We start from the raw sequence: 2,244 nt of genomic DNA on the forward strand, positions 1-2,244 counted from the left end.
GAAAGTCTGATGTTCATGGTCTGAGCATGATCCCCTGACAGCATGAAATCAAGCAGTTTCAATGATCACGGGTATAAATACATCGGTGTAATAAATGGACAGGAACATCATAGTCATGCCCATAAATATATTGGCCGAAGTATCTCCAAGACCGTAGCAAAACTTTTCCCGAAAACTCACGGAGGGGGTGAGAGCTGTTTTCATTGTTGTTCACCAGCAAAGTTCATACTGTAGGATTCAGTGAGCGAACATTAGTAAACAAAGGAAACAAAGTGAAGGCGATTAAGTTTCTTTTGTGAACTTAGTCGAAAAAATCAGATCAGAGAAAAAAGCGGATTTTAAATAATTTATTGAAATACAAGAAGATTAAATCATTCCTTCACCAGGCTACGTGCCGTGGCGTAATCCGTGATCAGCACATCAATGTAATTCCCCTGCAGCGCGCCGCGGATGGCATTGTGTTTTTCCGGCCCGCCTGCCAGCGCGATAACCTGCTTACAGGCGCGGAGTTGTTCCAGCTCCATGCCAATAACCGGATCTTCTTCGTGAGTGAGGACCGGTTTGCCTGCCGCATCGTAGTAATGCAGACAGATATCCCCCACCGCGCCGCGTTCGGACAGCAGATGCAGCATATCTTCGTTGTAGTAGTTGCCGGAGTTTTTCAGCAACTGTGACGGTTCCAGCTCGCCAATGCCGACAATCGCCACATCGACCTCGGCAAATTTCGCCACCACCGCCGCAACGTCCGGGCTATTGACCAGCCGCGCGCGCTCCTCAACAGAGTGCTCAATACTTTGCGACGGCAGCAGCCAGGCCGGGCAACCCAGATATTCCGATAACTGCTGCGTCAGAATGGTCGCCTGCACGTTACCGTTCGGCCCCACTCCGCCCAGCAGCTGGATAACGCCCTGAGCGCGGATATTCTGCGGGTGCATTTCATCGACCATGCAACGAATGGTGCTACTCCAGGCAGAGATCCCCACCAGGTCTTCTGGACGGACGCGCGTTTCCACGTAGTGCGCCGCCGCGCTGCCGATGGCGTGTTTCATCTGCGCATTGCTGGCGTTCTCACCCACATCCACCACAATCGCCTGACGTATGCCATACTGCTGCTCAATGGCCTTCTCCAGCGAGACGAAAATATTGGTGGGCTGCACCACGGTGATTTTTACCAGTCCTTCTTTTTGACAACGCGTCAACGCACGTGAGACAAATGACTGGGACAAGTTCAGCAATGTCGCGATGTCAGACTGCTTTTTGTTCTCGTTGTAGTAAAGCGTGGCAATTTTCACCAGCAAACGCTGTTCATCCTGTTTTGACATTGGTTTCCCCTTAATTCAACTCCTGTCATTTTTATTCATACCTGAATAGATAACAAGCCGCGCAGTGCAGCGCGTGATGATCCAAATGTGATCGTATTCTCCTTTCTTCCAAATTTGCATTCACAAGGCGTAGACAAACCCTGGTACAAGGCATATCTTTATTTATGAATAATAGATCAATAGTGAATATATATTCAAAGCGTGAATCACCTGACGTTTGACCTTGCGAGAATGACCGCAAAATGCTGCTCAGGTGCCCTTTTTCACCCTGATTGAATATTTATTCAATACAGACTATAAATTCAAGAGGTGGACTATGAATCCGTTTTCGCTCTCTGTTGAGGAGCTTGAAAAAAAAGCACGCTCCGTACGCCGTCGCATCATCGTGCTGAATGCCGAAAGCCCGGCAGGCGGGCACACGGGCGCAGATTTATCCCAGGTTGAGCTGCTGACTGCACTCTACTTCCGCATTCTGAACTGTTCGCCAGAACTGAAAGACAGCGATGAACGCGACATTTACATCCAGTCAAAAGGTCACGCGGTCGGTGGGTATTACTGCATCCTTGCGGAAGCCGGATTCATCCCTGTTGACTGGCTGGCAACCTACCAGCATCCCGATTCACACCTGCCGGGCCACCCGGTGAAGCATAAAACGCCGGGTATTGAACTCAATACCGGCGCACTGGGCCACGGCCTGCCGGTCGCGGTCGGTATCGCCCTGGCGTCCAAACGCAGCAATAGCAAACGCCGGGTGTTTGTCGTGACCGGCGACGGCGAACTGGCCGAGGGCAGTAACTGGGAAGCCGCGCTGGTCGCCGCCCATTACCAACTCGATAACCTGATCATTATTAGATAGTGTCGTCACAAGATTTTAGCCCAGAGAGCGATGCATCTGATCTGGACGGCAGCGAGAAATGAGGCC

The 2,244-nt window shown here is 50.8% G+C and carries 1 protein-coding gene and 1 pseudogene; one reads left to right on the forward strand and one right to left on the reverse strand.

Translation table 11 applies throughout. The features are described 5' to 3' along the window. Positions 1-371: 371 nt before the first annotated feature. Entirely contained in the window at positions 372-1,322 is a 951-nt protein-coding gene (locus ACSZPU_RS25185) for a sugar-binding transcriptional regulator (RefSeq protein ID WP_499004332.1), read from the reverse strand. A gap of 316 nt (positions 1,323-1,638) precedes the next feature. Between ACSZPU_RS25185 and ACSZPU_RS25190 the strand changes: the two are divergent. Then, positions 1,639-2,172 (forward strand): annotated as a pseudogene (locus tag ACSZPU_RS25190) (thiamine pyrophosphate-binding protein); the annotation flags it as partial. Positions 2,173-2,244: the final 72 nt, after the last annotated feature.

The sequence above is a fragment of the Phytobacter sp. V69 genome (assembly GCF_965644215.1).
In the GTDB taxonomy this organism is placed as follows: domain Bacteria; phylum Pseudomonadota; class Gammaproteobacteria; order Enterobacterales; family Enterobacteriaceae; genus Phytobacter.

What these genes read in the sequence shown, in the direction of transcription:
- ACSZPU_RS25185 (WP_499004332.1), bottom strand. Translation starts at nt 1,322, where the DNA reads ATGTCAAAACAGGATGAACAGCGTTTGCTGGTGAAAATTGCCACGCTT.